At 43.1% G+C, this 16,910-nt stretch carries 13 protein-coding genes and 1 riboswitch; all 13 genes read left to right on the forward strand.

The window, feature by feature from the left end; translation table 11 throughout:
- The first annotated feature begins 103 nt into the window (after positions 1–103).
- Positions 104–2,062, forward strand: a complete 1,959-nt coding sequence (locus ACH2DQ_RS14295; RefSeq protein WP_394915367.1) for an NlpC/P60 family protein — start codon at positions 104–106, stop codon at positions 2,060–2,062.
- A 186-nt stretch (positions 2,063–2,248) separates the two neighbouring features.
- A complete protein-coding gene (locus ACH2DQ_RS14300) occupies positions 2,249–3,610 on the forward strand; it encodes an MATE family efflux transporter (protein ID WP_394915368.1) in 1,362 nt (453 codons plus the stop codon).
- A 99-nt stretch (positions 3,611–3,709) separates the two neighbouring features.
- Complete coding sequence (locus tag ACH2DQ_RS14305) at positions 3,710–4,390, forward strand: TetR/AcrR family transcriptional regulator (protein WP_394915369.1); 681 nt, start codon at positions 3,710–3,712, stop codon at positions 4,388–4,390.
- 409 nt (positions 4,391–4,799) lie between these two features.
- Positions 4,800–5,612, forward strand: a complete 813-nt coding sequence (locus tag ACH2DQ_RS14310; RefSeq protein ID WP_394915370.1) for a metallophosphoesterase family protein — start codon at positions 4,800–4,802, stop codon at positions 5,610–5,612.
- Positions 5,613–5,628: 16 nt separating this feature from the next.
- Positions 5,629–7,029 (forward strand): ABC transporter substrate-binding protein, encoded by a 1,401-nt coding sequence (locus ACH2DQ_RS14315; protein ID WP_394915371.1) that lies wholly within the window; start codon positions 5,629–5,631, stop codon positions 7,027–7,029.
- 11 nt (positions 7,030–7,040) lie between these two features.
- Positions 7,041–7,997: a carbohydrate ABC transporter permease gene (locus tag ACH2DQ_RS14320; RefSeq protein ID WP_395027197.1), complete on the forward strand. Its 957-nt coding sequence runs from the start codon at positions 7,041–7,043 to the stop codon at positions 7,995–7,997.
- 12 nt (positions 7,998–8,009) lie between these two features.
- The gene (locus tag ACH2DQ_RS14325; RefSeq protein ID WP_394915373.1) at positions 8,010–8,825 is read left to right on the forward strand and encodes a carbohydrate ABC transporter permease; all 816 of its coding nucleotides are present in this window, start codon (positions 8,010–8,012) and stop codon (positions 8,823–8,825) included.
- A gap of 55 nt (positions 8,826–8,880) precedes the next feature.
- A complete protein-coding gene (locus ACH2DQ_RS14330; RefSeq protein WP_394915374.1) occupies positions 8,881–9,630 on the forward strand; it encodes a tyrosine-protein phosphatase in 750 nt (249 codons plus the stop codon).
- Positions 9,627–10,661, forward strand: coding sequence for an ABC transporter ATP-binding protein (locus ACH2DQ_RS14335; protein WP_394915375.1), 1,035 nt, complete (start codon positions 9,627–9,629; stop codon positions 10,659–10,661). Before ACH2DQ_RS14330 ends, ACH2DQ_RS14335 begins: the two co-directional genes overlap by 4 nt.
- A 183-nt stretch (positions 10,662–10,844) precedes the next feature.
- Entirely contained in the window at positions 10,845–12,047 is a 1,203-nt protein-coding gene (locus tag ACH2DQ_RS14340) for an FprA family A-type flavoprotein (RefSeq protein ID WP_394915376.1), read from the forward strand.
- 269 nt (positions 12,048–12,316) lie between these two features.
- Positions 12,317–12,525: riboswitch (cobalamin riboswitch) on the forward strand.
- 557 nt (positions 12,526–13,082) lie between these two features.
- Positions 13,083–13,562: a complex I 24 kDa subunit family protein gene (locus ACH2DQ_RS14345; protein WP_394915377.1), complete on the forward strand. Its 480-nt coding sequence runs from the start codon at positions 13,083–13,085 to the stop codon at positions 13,560–13,562.
- Positions 13,559–15,430, forward strand: coding sequence for an NADH-ubiquinone oxidoreductase-F iron-sulfur binding region domain-containing protein (locus ACH2DQ_RS14350; protein WP_394915378.1), 1,872 nt, complete (start codon positions 13,559–13,561; stop codon positions 15,428–15,430). The genes ACH2DQ_RS14345 and ACH2DQ_RS14350 overlap by 4 nt, the downstream gene beginning before the upstream one ends.
- A 12-nt stretch (positions 15,431–15,442) precedes the next feature.
- On the forward strand, positions 15,443–16,910 hold a 1,468-nt coding region (locus tag ACH2DQ_RS14355), incomplete at its 3' end, for a [FeFe] hydrogenase, group A (RefSeq protein ID WP_395027201.1).

Here is a 16,910-nt window from a genome sequence, read left to right on the forward strand (position 1 = left end):
ATACTAGTATTATGAATTATTTACATAATTATATGGAATTCAATTTGGCATTTAAGTATTAAATCGAAATTCGCAGCAAGAGACAAAAGGAGAATACGAAAATATGCATTATAAATCATTGTGCAGGGTTATGGTTGCAGCCATGTCGCTTTCCCTGGTAATTCCCAATGTTTCTATGGCAGCAGAACCCACTACGGTAGCATCAGAGAACTTTACAGAGGCTCATTCACAGCCCGTAACAGATCCGGAGACAGAACCATCTTCACCTGAGACTAATCCGTCAGAGACAACGCCATCAGAATCAAATAAACCTTCAGAAACACCAACTGAGCCAACAACTCCGACTGAATCGGAATCACAGCCAAATACCAAGCCGGAGACAGAGCCGCCTTCTGAGTCTGAGACACCTTCAACCGGTGAAACAGGAGATGGTACGAATGGTTCAGAATCCAACTCACCGGATGGGTCAGAAGATACAGAAAAGCCTACGGAAAGTGAGACGGAAGATTTACATAAGCAGCCTCAGATTCTGGGAACAGAAGAAGAGAGTGAAACTAAGGATCAGACTGAAAGTAATGATCAGACCGAGTCCAATAGTAATAATGTCACGAACAATTCTCAGTATGGCAGTAACCAGGAACTGGTTGCCAACCAGCAGATCGTGATACCGCCTCAGATTTTATCTTCTTTCCGTTTTGTTACGGTAAAAAAAGTATATGCGCTGTCAAAACAGAAAAATTTAAAAGTATACAGTGACAAAGACACTTCTTCAACGGTTGTAGGAAAGCTGCCAAAGAATGGTCTTTGCTATGTGCTGCAAAGCGAAGATGAAGAGTGGACATACATTGAGTCCGGATCCGTCAGAGGTTTTGTAAAAGCAGATAAACTTACCACTGGTAAAAAAGCCAATAATTATGTAAAGAAAAAGACAGAGAAAAAGTTGCAGAAAGCAACTGCATTAGTTAATCCGTTAGAGAATCCGGCTTTTGCTTTTACAAAAACAACAACTAAAACTACAGTAGTAAAAAAGAGATTTGCAATCGCTAAAACTGAAGGATTGAATATCCGGGAAGGCAAATCAGAAAAAGCACGTATTCTTGGAAAGCTTCCGAAAGGAGCTCTTTGCTATGTATTAAAAGATGCAAAGAAAGATTGGGTATACGTTGAATCCGGTGATGTAAGAGGTTTTGTAAGCAGCAAACTTCTTATTCAGGGAAAAGAAGCAGAGAAGCTGGTAGAAGAAACAGGTGAAGATGAGATCGCTTTAGCAGATGAGTTGATTGATGCGGAAGAAAATGAAGTATTATACTATACATTAACATCAACCAAAGAAGGTGCTATCTCAAGTTCTATCCGTGATTCTATGGTTCGCTTTGCGCAACAATTTGTAGGAAATGCTTATGTCTGGGGTGGTGTAAGCCTGACGAACGGAGCGGATTGTTCCGGATTTGTTCAGAGTATTTATGCCCAGTACGGATATAGCCTTCCTCGTGTTGCGGAGGACCAGGCACAGTATGGAATGAAAATTCCGGTGGAAGAAGCTGCACCGGGTGATTTGATTTTCTATGCTAAGGATGGGTACATTCATCATGTAGTTATGTATATAGGCGATGGTAAGACCGTAGAAGCACAGAGTACGGCTACCGGTATTGTAAATGCCAATGTTAATATGGGTGAAGCCGTTTGGGCAACCAGAATCATTTCGGATGATGATGTAGCCAACGTGGAACTGGTTTCTAATAATACAGGTCAGTATACGTCAGCAAGCGATTCCGATATCGGACAGCTTTTAGGAACATTTAAACTGACGGCTTACTGCAGCTGCCCAATCTGCTGCGGACAGTGGTCCGGCGGGCCTACAGCCAGCGGTGCTATGCCAATTCAGGGAAGAACCGTTGCTATGGCAGGTGTTCCGTTTGGAACCAGACTGGTTATCAATGGTCAGATTTATACGGTAGAAGACAGAGGAACTCCTTATGGACATGTGGATATTTATCTGAACAACCATCAGGAAGCAGTGAACTTCGGTGTACAGTATACGAATGTTTATATGGCAAATTAATTTAAGGTAAAGATGATACTATTGAGCGTCGTATTTCAGAAAATGAAGTACGGCGCTTATCATTATGATACAGATAGTAAGTTATTTCTAATTATGATTAAAATGGTAAGTTAGTGCTGATTATGATTAAGTATAGTAAGTTTGTTATTAATAAGATCGTATGATTGTTAAGTTTGGGGGGAGGATATGAAGGCGCATCAGACGGACTTTTCCAAAGGAAATGTTTATAAAAATATATTAGAATTAGCTGTGCCAATGACCATGGCACAGCTAATTAATCTTTTGTATAATATCGTTGACCGTGTGTATATCGGGAGAATACCGGAACATGGTACACTTGCCCTGACGGGTCTGGGGCTTTGTTTTCCGATTATTACTATGGTATCGGCATTCGCAAATCTATTTGGAATGGGCGGAGCCCCTCTGTGTTCTATTGAACGGGGCAGAGGAGATGTTAAGGAAGCTGAGAAAATAATGGGCACATCATTTTCCATGATGATTCTCTGCGGAATTGTGCTTACAATTTTGGGACTGGTCTTTAATAAGCCAATTTTATATGCTTTCGGCGCCAGTGATGCCACTTATCCTTTTGCCAGGGATTATATAATGATTTATCTGTGTGGAAGCGTTTTTGTTATGATTGGACTTGGAATGAACAGCTTTATTAACAGTCAGGGATTTGGTCAGACTGGTATGCTGACAGTTCTCTTGGGAGCGATTACGAATATTATACTGGACCCTATCTTTATCTTTGTATTTGGAATGGGGGTAAAAGGTGCGGCGCTTGCCACGATTATATCCCAGTGCCTTTCGGCAATCTGGGTTCTGAAATTTCTGACGGGGAAACGGGCGGTCTTAAGACTGCATCTGGATACGATGAAGGTGAAATGGCACCGGCTTAAGGAAATAGTCGGACTTGGACTGTCCGGCTTCATTATGTCAGTGACGAACAGCGCCGTGCAGGTGGTATGCAATGCGAGCCTTCAGTCCTATGGCGGAGATTTATACGTGGGGGTCATGACGATTTTAAACTCCATACGGGAAATTCTAAGTATGCCGGTTCAGGGAATTACCAATGGTGCAACTCCGGTATTGGGCTTTAATTATGGTGCGGGGGCTTTTGGACAGGTAAAAAAGGCAATTCGTTTTATGTCGGTGGTATGTGTTGTCATTACCACAGCATCCTGGCTGATCCTGATATTGTTTCCGGAGTTTTTTATCCGGATCTTTAATAATGAGCCGGAGATGATACAGGCAAGTGTAGAAGCCATTCAATTGTACTTTTTTGGATTTTTTATGATGGCATTGCAGTTTGCCGGGCAGACGGTTTTCGTCTCTCTTGGAAAGGCAAAGCAGGCGGTGTTCTTCTCACTGCTGCGTAAAGCCGTTATTGTCATACCGCTGACCCTGATGCTTCCCAGAATTGGAAATCTGGGGGTAAAGGGCGTCTTTATTGCCGAACCTATTTCAAATTTTATCGGCGGTCTGGCATGTTTTATTACAATGCTTTGGATGGTATTACCGGAACTATCCAGGAAAAAACGGTAAGTGGGAATGCATTATTTTTAGTACGAAAAAGAAACAGGTTGTATATTTTTACATCAGTCGCTATAATAAGTAAAAAAGAGAGACTGAAGGTGTGGGATCATGCAGGAATATAAATATGTTAAACATAGCGATAAACAGAGGGCATTCATACTGGAAAAAGCGAAAGAATTATTTTTAGAGCAGGATATCAAGGATGTCAGTATCTCGCAGATTGCCCAGCAGAGTAATCTGATGCGTGCCACAGTCTATCGCTATTTTGAGAACCGGGATGCTATTGCCTGGGAAATCTATATTGATTTTAACAAGCAGGTTAATCAGATGCAGCGGGAGAAATTCAGAGACAGGAAACTGTCTACTTATGAAAAGATTGCGTTATTTTTGCAGAATATGACAGACGTCTTTGCGGAACTCCCGGATTATTATAAATTCTTTTTTCATTTCAGCAAAGAATATCTGAATAATAAATTGTATCCGGATACCCCGTATACGAAGGAACTTTATGAGACAACAGGATTAACATCCGGTTCAACCGTGGCATTCCTTATGGAAAATTTTCATGATGGTTCTGTACGTGAAGACCTGGATGGCAAAGAATTTTGTGTCTCCCTGGTATATGGCACGCTGGGAGCAATTCAAATAGTCAATAATAACCGGAACAGTCTGCCGCTGAAATATGATCTGTCCGCACTGCAGGTATTAAAGGGTATCCTCAGGGGATATCTGGAGGCTGCAAAAAATGATGGATATCAGTCCGAGCTGGTTCAAAATTTGTTGGTGTAAATAACGAATAGACAGCAGGATCATGATACAGGAGGATTTGATGCAGCAGTAGAAGTACGATACAGAACGAATTGTGAGAAGCAGCAGGATCATGATACAGAACGAATTGTGAGAAGCAGCAGGATCATGATACAGAACGATTTGTGGGAAGCAGCGAGATTATGGATACAGAACGATTTGTAAGAAGCAGCGAGATTATAATACAGGACGATTTGCGAGCAGTAAGAGCGCAGAGCGTCCTTTTTTGTATGACAAAACCAATCCTGTGATAATATAACAGAAAATTACCAATTATGAACACTATGTTTAATTTACAAAAACTTAACATTGAACAGCATGTATAATTTACAAAAGTTCATTAAGATAAAAGTGTAGTTAAGAACTGGCAAAAAGGAACCAGGAGGATTATATGAAAAAAATTAGATTTGCACATTTATCGGACACTCATATCTGTAAAGACTATAGTGGGAATCAAATGAAAGATTTGTTTGAAAAGGCAGGAAGCCCTGGGGCTAATCTGGAGAAATGCCTGAAGGAACTGGAGAGAAAACAACTGGATTTTGTATTAATCAGCGGAGATCTGGTACATGAGGGAACCAGTGAGGATTATCGGTATCTCAATGAGATGGTATGTTCCTGTATGCCCACAACCCATGTGATCTACGTACTTGGAAACCATGACCGAAAGCAGGCATTCCGGGCTGGGCTTCAAATGGAGCCGGCTGAAAGCTCCCTGTATTATGCAAAAGAGATAAACGGGCTTCGGATAATCGTACTGGATTCTGCTGTTGAGGGAAAAGAGAGCGGATATATCAGCGAAGAGCAGACAGAATGGCTGGAAGGCGTTCTTAAGGAAAAAGCACCGAGGGGTTCGATCATTACCTTTCATCATCCGGTGGAATGGGAAGTAAAGGAACTTGGAATGCAGATTACAAACAGGCTGTGGGATGCATTAAAAAACAGCGATGTGCTGGGGATATTTTGCGGGCATACCCATGCAAACAGCTTAAATTATCTGGAGCACATACCTCAGATTACGGCAGATTCCATGGCATTTGGGCTGGGAATTGAGGGGGCGATGTTAAGCTTTACGGATAAAACCGGTTATTGCCTCTGTGAAATAAATGACGGCAGGCTGCAGGTACATTATGAGACAAGTACACCTAAACCTGCTGCATATGTAACCTTTGAACTGGCAGCACTTCAAAAAGCATTGCAGTAACCATAGAGGAGAGAAAATGAGCAGAGAAAAGAAGAAATTCATGTGGAAGCGGATGACAGCACTTGCAGCAGCAGTGCTAATCGGAACTACAGCACTTGCAGGATGTGCGCCAAAAGGGATCGAAGCAGCAGGAAGTACAGAACCTGCCTCACAAAGCAGCAGTAATACGGGAACAGATACGGCAGCTTCCGGTCATACAGGAACTGAGAATCTCCTGGATCCGGCAAATCCCACAAAAGTTACATTTTATAGCTACAGCCTGAATTATCCCACCATGAAGGCAGGAATGGAGCACCTGATTCAGGAATTTAATGATACCGTTGGCAAAGAAAAGGGAGTTGTAGTGGAGGGTGTGCCTGATGATATGACCAAGTTCAAAACCGATATTCAGGCAGGCAATCAGGTTGATATTATTCAGCATACCTTTGGAACGCTGGATGCATCCAGAGGAGCATTGGGGATCAAAGCTTACGAAGATGTATTTCCTAAAGAAGAGCTTCAGGAGCATTTTCAGGGTATTTCCGAAAATGCACTTGCGCTTGGAAAGATTGATGACAAGACTTACGGCCTTGCATTTACCTTTAGCACACCGATTCTATATATCAATGGAAAGTTGTTTGAGGATGCAGGTCTGGATCCGGATGCACCGCCCAAATCCTGGGAAGAGATGCTGACCATGGGGAAGACAATTAAAGAGAAAACAGGCAAGGATGGTTTCGGTCTGGCGGCTGATAACGGCTGGGTGACAGAGGGGATCGTTTACAGCAGCGGATCGGATATGATCAATGCTGACCGGTCAAAAGCAGTTTTTGCAACGGATAATACGGTGAAGGCCTTTGAAATGTGGAAACAGTTTTATACGGAAGGCTGTGGGGCAAAGGGGACGGATAACGATCTGATGCAGCAGTTTATGGCTGGAAATGTGGCGATGCATATCCAATCCACTTCTGTCTTAAGCGGCTTTGCAAGTGCGGCAAAAGCAGGTGGATGGGAACTCTATGGCGCTGCTATGCCGGGATTTGACGGAAATGAGGCCGTGCCGGTAAATTCAGGAAGCTGCCTTGCTGTGCGGCCGGATTCCGATGAAAAAGCACAGGCTGTCTGGGAGTTTATCAAATTTGCAACGGGAAAGAGAGGCTACACCATTATCACTTCGGAAATCGGATATCTTCCTCTTCGTACAGAACTGGCAGATGACCCGGAGTATTTAAAAGATTTTGTGGATCAGTATCCGCTGCTTCGTGTGAATCTGGAACAGTTAAAGAAAATCCGTCCGGTTACCATCTGGCCCGGTGATATTGCAAATGAAGCCTTTACCATTTTTAGAGATGCAACGGTAGAAGCCCTTACCACGGACGCAGACGTAAAAACAGTTCTGGAGAAAGCCCAGAATGATATTGACCAGTTGTTAGAATAGAGGAGGAAACAATGAGTACATTATCTCTGGAGAAAAAATATGCAGTTACCGCATCCGCTGCAGACAGGGCGGTGAGAAGGAGAATTCCAGGAAAGGTAAAACCTTACCTCTTTCTCCTGCCGGCTATGGGACTGATCCTGTTCTGGACTTACAAACCATTGCTGCAGACGCTGCAATACAGCCTGTATAAATGGAGCATGGTACCCGGAACCGTGCCGGAGTTTGTGGGAATTGATAATTTTATGAAATTATTCCGCAACAAAGACTTTATACCCGCTCTTAAAAACACTCTGATTTATATACTGGGTATGCTGCCCTTTTCCATTGTACTGCCGCTTTTTATTGCGGCTGCAACACAGGACTTAAATGAAAAAGCAAAAAAGATTTACCGGGCTGTCTTCTTTATACCCATGATTATGGCGCCGGTGGCGGTGAGCATCATCTTTCAGTGGCTGCTGCATCCAGGCAACGGATTAGTGAACCACCTGCTTCAGACGCTTGGGCTTACCGGGGAAAGCATTGCATTTTTCGCAGATCAGAAGTTTGCCAGACTGATGATTATTCTCATTTCAGGATGGAAAATGATTGGATTTAGTACTCTGATGTTTTCCTCCGCCTTAAGTGGAATTGATACACAGTATTACGAGGCTGCGAAACTGGACGGTGCAGGAAGTATCCGGCGGTTTTTTGACATGACGCTGGTATTGCTGTCGCCTACGGCAATGCTGATGTTGATGGTCAGTGTATTGTTTTCCAGCCAGTGGTCCTTTGCCTACATAGATGTGCTGACCCAGGGAGGACCCTTTGCAACTTCTACCAACATCTATTATATGAAGTATAAGTTCGCATTCGGGGATCTGAATGTTGGACTGTGTGCGGCAGCGGCAACCCTGTTTCTCATTGTATTTGGCATCATCGCACTGACGATGCAGAGGCTGACGAAAAAATATGCCTTTTATGATAATTAGGAGGTTTTACAGATGGTGAAGCGTAGAATGTTAAATGGTGTCAAGCATGGTCTTTTGATCCTGTTATCCTTTCTGGCAATTTTTCCGCTGTATTGGATGATGATATCCTCCTTAAAGGGCGAGGCGGAGATCTTTCATTACCTGCCCTTTCCCAAAAACGTTACATTGGAAAACTATTTTTATGCATTTTCTCAAATGCCGATTTTAAAAATGCTCTTTAATTCCGTAATCATCAGTATGATTGAAACAGCCGGGCAGGTATTTACCTCGGTATTGGCTGCCTACGCCCTTACCAGATGGGAATTCAGAGGGAAAGGGCTGGTCTATGGACTTTTAACGTTAACCTGGCTGATTCCTTTCCAGGCGATTATGGTTCCCAATTATACGCAGATCAATAATATGGGCCTGAATGGTCAGCTGCTAGGTATTGTGCTGCCCTATCTGGCATCAGCATTTGCCTGTATTTCCATGTACCAGGCGTTCCAGTCCTTTCCAAGAGCATTGATTGATGCCGCCAGAATGGATGGGAGCGGGGAGATTCAGATCTTAAAGGATATTGTCCTGCCAAGCATGAAAGCCTCCATTGCATCTCTGGGTATCCTGCTGTTTATCAATTCCTGGAATGATTACATGTGGCCGATGCTCATTGCCAAGAAGCTGGATGAGGCACCGATTCAGATCGGACTTAAAATGTTCGTAAGTTCCGATGTGAATCTGTGGGGATCTATGATGGCGGCAACCACAGTATCCTGTATTCCGATTTTTCTGATCTATATGGTTTTGCAGAAAAATATCGTAGACTCGTTTATGAAATGGGGAATAAAATAATGGGGGATCGAAAGATAACACACGATCCGAAAAAAAGCAGATGGAGGATGAAATCATGTTGAATCATCAGGAAGTATCGAAACCCCTGGATTTAGAAATGGCATACAATGTGAGGGATTTAGGGGTGTACACCAATTCCAGGGGGAAAAAGTTAGTACAGAATCAACTTTTCCGGGCAGATGGACTGCACAGCCTCACCCAAGAAGATCAGGAAAAGCTCAAACTTGCGGGTATCACGGCAGTGATTGACTTAAGAAGCGATCAGGAAGTGGAAATGCTGCCTTGTGTGTTTTGCAATGCCACGGATGTGGATTATCACCGGGTGCCGCTGCTGGACCAGGTTCAGTCGGGAGGATTTGAGGGTGGATTTCCAGAGAGTATGGCCGGACTTTACATAGACCTCCTGGAAAACAGTAAGGATGAGATTGCAAAAGTACTGCGCATTATTGCGGGATATCCCCAGCGGGCAGTGGTATTTAACTGTACCGCCGGAAAAGACCGCACCGGAGTAATTGCCATGTTGCTCTTGGAGCTTGCCGGAGTAGAGGAAAAATGGATTATTGCGGATTATGCAGTCAGCGAAGAAAATATCCGGCCGTTGTTTAAAAGCCAGAAGGAACAGTTAAAGCGGGCAGGCATTGAATTGCCGGAGTATTTGTTCGCATCCAGCCCCCGGGAGATGGAGCAGACCATAGAATACCTGAAATCAAAATATGGCAGTGTGGGCAAATATTTGGAAAGCCTGGATCTCACCGTGGATGAGCGGTATGTTATCCAAATGAAAATGGAGGGAAATGTAGGATGAGCAGTGTGGCAGTGAAAAATATCGTAAAGAATTTTAAGGATATTCAGGTATTAAAAGAGATATCGATCCATATACCGGACGGTTCCTTTACGGTGCTGTTAGGACCATCCGGTTGTGGAAAATCTACATTGCTGCGAATTATTTCAGGTCTTGAAAAGCCGGATGCAGGGGATATCTGCATTGGAGAGCGACCGGTAACGAAGGAAGAACCAAAAGACAGAGAACTGGCGATGGTATTCCAGAATTATGCCCTGTATCCTCACATGACAGTGCGTGAAAATGTAGAATACGGGCTGAAGGTTAAAAAAGTTCCAAAGATGGAACGGAGAGAAAAGGTACAAAAGGCACTGGAAATGGTGGAATTAACCGATCAGGCTAATAAGCATCCCGCACAGATGTCAGGGGGACAGCGGCAGCGGGTGGCACTTGCAAGGGCGGTAGTTAAAAATCCCAAAGTATTTCTGATGGATGAACCTTTATCCAACCTGGATGCCAAGCTCAGAAACCAGATGCGGGAAAAAATAACCATGCTGTATGAGCAGCTGAAGACTACTTTTCTGTATGTAACCCACGATCAGGTGGAAGCAATGTCTATGGGGAGCAATATTGTAATCATGAATCAGGGAATCGTCATGCAGCAGGGGACTCCAAAAGAGATTTATACCAATCCGAGGAATGTCTTCGTAGCCGGATTCATCGGATCACCCCCGGCGAATATTATCAAGTGGGAGATGGGAAGCGTTGCGGTGCGGCCGGAACACATCGCCTTAAATCAACCGCTGGCGGATGGGATTCATCTGAATGGTGAAATCCAGACTGTAGAGCAGCTGGGAAGTGACAGCATTTACAGTGTGAGAACAGGAATCGGGAATATTAAGGTGAAGTCCGTCTGCCTGTGGGAAGACCAGGATAAACTTGCAGATGTCTGCTTACCATATGAACATATATTTTATTTCGATGAAGCGGGGGAACGGATCAAAGGGGATAAGATCGTTCAGACTGCGCTTGAGAATTATATCAGGGGTGTTTAAAATTTGTGCTTGCTGTATAAACTACCCATTCCAATGCCGTTTCCTTCGACAAATATTCCTAAAATTCATGGAGAAAGGAAATTTAAAGTGTTTATCTCTTGCAATTATTTGAATAAATGTTACAATCTAAAAGGAAAGTACTGAAGTACAATATAGAAGCTGGAAAGGAACGTGGTGATACCTATGCATTGCACAAGAAAAGTAACGGACAACATTTATTGGGTAGGCGGAAACGACAGACGACTTGCCTTATTTGAAAATTTATTCCCCATTCCAAGAGGAGTATCTTATAATTCCTATTTAATTATGGATGAAAAAACAGCACTAATGGATACCGTGGATTTTTCCATCAGCCGCCAGTTCATTGAGAATGTTCAATATGTATTAGATGGCAGAACACTGGACTATTTAGTCATCAATCATATGGAACCGGACCACTGTGCAAATATTGAAGTTCTGGTCAGGTTATATCCGGAAATGAAATTGGTTGGAAATGCCAAGACCGTACAAATGATAAAACAGTTCTATGAAATGGATCTGGAAGGAAAAGTAATTGAAGTGAAAGAAAAAGAAGAACTTTCCCTTGGAGTACATACCCTGCAGTTCTTTATGGCACCTATGGTACATTGGCCGGAAGTAATGGTAGCTTATGAACAGTCCGAAAAAGTGTTGTTCTCCGCAGACGGATTTGGAACTTTCGGAGCATTAAACGGTAATATTTTTAATGACGAAATGAATTTTGACCGGGACTGGCTGGAGGATGCCAGACGATACTATACCAATATTGTTGGAAAATACGGCGTACAGGTACAGGCACTGCTGAAAAAAGCAGCGACTTTGGATATAGCAATGATCTGTCCTCTTCACGGCCCCGTATGGAGAAGCGATCTGGGATATTTCATTGATAAGTATGATAAATGGAGCCGCTATGAGCCGGAAGATAACAGTGTGATGATTGTCTATGGTTCCATGTACGGCAACACGGAAAATGCAGCCAATGTATTGGCCATGTCTCTTGCGGACGCAGGCGTGAAAAATATTGCCGTTTATGACGCTTCCGTAACCCATGTGTCCCATTTAATTGCCGAAGCATTCCGCTGCAGCCATATCGTCGTAGCTACACCTACCTATAACGGAGGAATCTACCCATCTATGGAATCCTTCCTTCTGGATATGAAAGCACTTGGGCTTCGTAACCGTAAAGTCGGTCTCCTGGATAACGGCACCTGGGCACCTACCGCTTCCAAACAGGTGAAGAAAATCCTAGAGGAAATGAAGGAAATCGAGATCCTGGGAGAAGTTTCTATTAAATCTACGTTAAAGCCGGCGGGGCTTGCAAATGTAGAAGAATTAAAAGATGCCATCATCACATCTCTGAATGCTTAAAAAATAGCAGAAGAGTTATAAAAAACGTTCTTTGCACAGGTGAATTTTCATCACCTGGAAAGAACGTTTTTATTTTTAAGCTGGCTGCAAGTACGCAATTTTTCACCATACTTTGGAGATATTATAGAATAATTTGCAGGTTACAGCTAAAAATAATTATGGGTTTTTATGAAAAATAATAGAAAATATAAAATAATTCCAAAAAATATCAAATTTTTAAAATTGTAATTGACAAATCCCTGAACCATGCTTATAATATAGTTGTGTAATTTAATATTGCTATATTAAGTGCTAAGATTAATATCAGGACGAAGGGTATTAATTTTAGAAGAGGGAATTAGGTGAGAATCCTAAGCGATCCGGTCACTGTATTCAGGGAGTGAACCTTCATAATCCATTGCATAACCCATTGTGTGAGAAGGAGAAGGCAAACGATGATCTGTAAGTCAGGAAACCTGCTTAATGTATGAGATGCGCTTCCGTGAAGAGCGAAACATCCAGCCAGTTTTGTGTATATACATATTAAATTGTAATACATGAATCTGTATCAGGTGTCGGCTTAGGGTGAGCAGGCATATTTTATTGTAGAAACTGATGAGAGCCTGGTTTATCAATGCTGGAAAAGATTGATAGACACGCAGATTGCGATGAATCTCAAAGCATATATAAATTCACAAAATACCTCCTTCATGACCGTTGTATTCATAACATCTTTTAGATGACCTCCGCAAAGATTCTAAGAGAATAAGTGTCATGACTAAACGATGTGTGCAGGTTCCCGCAAATCTGTATAGATCAGAAGAACAGCTGATTTCCCGCAAAAATCAGCTGTTCTTTTTTTGTGCATTTATAACAAACTCATTTCTGTATGAAAATCTATTTCCCTCATCTGCACACCCTGACTTGTGTGAATTAAAGTTAATTTATTAACTTTTGGAATTGGTATTGTGCAATTTAATGATATAAGGTATAATATGATCAATATATATGGACAAGATATATAAGGACATTTTAGAGGAAGAAGGAGGATTGCGGATGCTTGATCAGTCATTTTACCAAAAAACAGACGAAATCATCGCACATTATGGCAAAAAAGCCAGTTCGTTAATTCCCATTATGCAGGATATTCAGGGTGAATACCGATATCTGCCGGGCGAACTGCTTACGTATGTGGCAAAAGAAATAGGAGTGAAAGAGGCAAAAGCTTATAGTGTTGCTACCTTTTACGAAAATTTTTCTTTTGAACCAAAAGGGAAGTATGTCATCAAAGTTTGTGATGGGACAGCATGTCATGTGCGAAAATCAGCACCCATTTTAGAAGCACTTTTTAAAGAACTGGGACTTAGTCAGAAAAAGCATACAACTGACGATATGCTGTTTACCGTGGAGACGGTATCCTGCCTTGGAGCATGCGGACTGGCACCCACGCTGACCGTTAATAATGAAGTACATCCCACGATGTCACCGGAGAAAGCATTGGAATTAATTGCGGAATTGAGAGGTGCAGGCGTATGATCATTGATAGCAAGAAAACATTAGAAAAACATAGAAAAGATTCCAAAGAAGTGATTAAATCTTATTCCTGCAGAATTCTGGTCTGTTCCGGCACCGGCTGCATTGCAACCGGTTCTGAAAAAATATACGAACGTATGAAAGAGCTTTGCGGTGATTTGGAAGGCGTTGTAGTAGAGATGCAAAGAGAAATTCCGCACATCGGCGTAGTAAAAAGCGGATGCCAGGGAATTTGTGAATTAGGTCCTTTAATGAAAATTGAACCATATAATTTCCAATATGTGAAGGTACAGTTAGAGGATTGTAAGGAAATATTCGACCGTACCGTTATGAAAGGGGAACCGGTAGAACGTCTGTTTTATCATAAAAAGGACAAAGTATTTGCCCAACCAAAGGATATCCCGTTTATTTCAAAACAGACACGGATTGTACTTGAGAATTGTGGAAATATTGATGCTGAATCGATAGATGAATACATAGCATGCGGCGGATTTAATGCCCTTGCAAAAGCGATATTTGAAATGAAACCGGAAGAGGTTGTGGAAGAGGTTGACAAATCCGGACTCAGAGGCCGTGGCGGCGGCGGATTCCCCGCAGGCAGAAAGTGGAAACAGGTAGCGCGGCAGAAAGAAAAAGTCCGTTATGTCGTTTGTAACGGCGATGAAGGTGATCCCGGTGCTTTTATGGATGGAAGCGTGATGGAAGGGGATCCGTTTAAATTAATAGAAGGTATGATTATTGCAGCCTATGCGGTAGAATCCCATGAAGGCTATATTTATGTAAGGGCAGAATATCCATTATCCGTAGCAAGGCTGCGTATGGCGATTCAGCAGGCAGAAGAATACCACCTTTTGGGTGATAACATTATGGGAAGTGATTTCAGTTTCCACCTTCATATTAACCGCGGGGCAGGCGCTTTTGTCTGCGGCGAGGGCAGTGCACTGACGGCTTCTATTGAAGGAAACCGTGGAATGCCCCGTGTAAAACCGCCCAGAACGGTAGAAAAGGGACTGTGGGAAAAACCAACCGTTTTAAATAACGTAGAAACGTTTGCCAACGTGCCTAAGATTATTTTAAAAGGCGGCGAATGGCTTCGAACCATTGGCTCAGAAGGAAGTCCGGGAACCAAGACATTTTCCATTACCGGTGCAATCGAAAATACAGGGCTGATCGAAGTTCCAATGGGAACGACCCTGCGTGAGATCATTTATGATATTGGCGGCGGTGTAAAAAATGACGGAGTATTTAAGGCTGTTCAGATCGGAGGTCCCTCCGGCGGCTGTCTGACGGAAGAACATCTGGATGTAGGACTGGATTTCGATTCTGTTAAGAAGTTTGGTGCAATTGTTGGCTCCGGCGGACTGGTTGTTATGGACGAACATACCTGTATGGTAGAAGTAGCCCGTTTCTTCATGAGCTTCACCCAGAGAGAATCCTGCGGTAAATGTGTACCATGCCGTGAGGGAACAAAACGGATGCTGGAAATACTGGAGAGAATCGTAGCCGGTGACGGAAAACTGGAAGATCTGGATCAGCTGGAAGAACTGGCTGAGATGGTTAAGAGCATGGCTCTTTGCGGACTTGGCAAGAGTGCTCCCCTGCCTGTTTTAAGTACCCTGAAAACTTTCCGTGAAGAATATGTAGAGCATATTGTTGATAAGAAATGTGCATCTAAGACCTGTGAGGCATTGCGATCCTATCACATTAATCCGGAATTCTGTAAAGGATGCAGCAAGTGTGCGAAGTTCTGCCCTGTAGCAGCAATTACCGGAAAGTTAAAAGAAGCATATACGATCAACAATGACCTTTGTATTAAGTGCGGTGCCTGCAAGGACAACTGCGCATTTGATGCAATCTACATCGAAGCATAGGAGGGATTATATATGGGATTTATGACAATAGACGGTAGAAAAGTAGAATTTACCGACGAGCGGAATGTCCTTTCTGTGATTAGAAAGGCCGGTATTTCATTACCTACTTTGTGCTATCATTCAGAAGTTTCTACTTTTGGCGCCTGTCGCTTGTGTACCGTGGAAGACGACAGAGGAAGAACCTTTGCTTCCTGTTCAGAAGAACCAAGAGACGGGATGGTGATTTACACCAATACCGGAAGAATAAAAAAACATCGGAAATTAATCGTGGAATTGCTGTTAGCTGCCCACTGCAGAGATTGTACTACCTGCGTAAAGAGCGGGGAGTGTGTACTGCAGGAATTAGCCCACAGAATGGGCGTTACCAATGTACGTTTCCAGAATACCCGTGAAATCAGACCAGTGGATAACAGTTCACCATCCATCGTCCGTGATCCGAATAAATGTATTCTCTGCGGAGACTGTGTACGTGCCTGTGAAGAAATCCAGGGAATCGGAGCATTGGGATTTGCATTTCGTGGAACAGACGCCATGGTTATGCCGGCATTTAATAAAACCATTGCGGAAACAGATTGTGTAAACTGTGGTCAGTGCCGTATTTACTGTCCTACCGGAGCGATCAGTATCCGTACCAATGTGGATGAAGTCTGGGATGCCATTGCGGATAAAGATGTGCGCGTGGTTGCTCAAATTGCACCGGCTGTAAGGGTTGCCGTAGGAGATGCGTTCAACCTGACAAAAGGCAGAAGCGTAATGGGCAAGATTGTAAATGTACTTCACCGCATGGGATTTGATGAAGTTTACGATACGGCATTTAGTGCCGATCTGACTGTTATGGAAGAATCAGAAGAATTCTTGGAGCGTATCGAAGAAGGTGAGAACCTTCCGCTGCTGACCTCCTGTTGTCCTGCATGGGTGAAATTTGTACATGACCAGTATCCGGAATATGTGAAAAATATTTCCAGCTGCAGATCCCCGCAGGGCATGTTCTCCGCAGTTGTGAAAGAATTTTACCGTCACCCTAAGAATGCAAACGGGAAAAAGACGATTATGGTATCCATCATGCCATGTACGGCGAAGAAGATGGAAGCCAACAGAGCAAATAGTTATACAAAAGGGAAAAAAGATACCGATTTAGTTATCACTACAACAGAGTTAATACGAATGATCCGTAACTCCGGCATTGAATTTGAAACCCTGGATCCTGAGGCATGTGATATGCCGTTTGGATTTGGATCCGGAGGAGGAATGATCTTTGGAGTAACGGGAGGTGTGACAGAGGCCGTATTAAGGCGTCTGACAGATGAGCATGACAAAGCGTCCCTGGATGCAATTGCAGAATGCGGGGTACGTGGAGAAGAAGGCATCAAAGAAGTTACGGTACCGTACAATGGAACTGAGCTGAAGATCTGTATTGTAAGCGGTCTTGCCAATGCAAGAGATGTGATGGAACGTGTGAAAAACGGGGAAGCAGATTACC

This window comes from Robinsoniella sp. (assembly GCF_034124845.1).